The organism is Pseudoalteromonas sp. S3776 (assembly GCF_005886915.1).
In the GTDB taxonomy this organism is placed as follows: Bacteria; Pseudomonadota; Gammaproteobacteria; order Enterobacterales; family Alteromonadaceae; genus Pseudoalteromonas.
The window spans coordinates 1-286 of sequence record NZ_PNCU01000180.1 but is presented as its reverse complement, the minus strand read 5'-3'; the positions used below and the strand labels follow the sequence as shown (position 1 = coordinate 286).

Sequence of the window (286 nt, the reverse complement as noted above, 5' to 3'; positions counted from 1 at the left end):
CAGAAGTACTTTTTGTCCACGCTTTAAGCCTTGTGATTGCATATTGGCGATAAAGCGGTCTGAACGGGTTTTGACTTCAGCAAAGGTGAGTGACTCATAGGGACTTATCAACGCAGTGCTGTCGGCTGAGCTTTGTGCAAGTCGAACAATGAGCCTATCGATAGATGTATTTGTGTATTTACACTTTTGGCCATCTAATCGGGATAGCGCTATGAGAGAGTTGTTTAACACAATGGTTTCGTTAGCTGCCATCTGATTAAGTAGTGATTTATGTAATTCTACTAGC

At 42.0% G+C, this 286-nt stretch carries 1 protein-coding gene; it reads right to left on the bottom strand.

From position 1 onward, the window contains the following. A partial coding sequence (locus CWC16_RS19560) for an AMP-binding protein (RefSeq protein WP_138542699.1) occupies nucleotides 1-286 on the bottom strand: 286 nt, incomplete at both ends.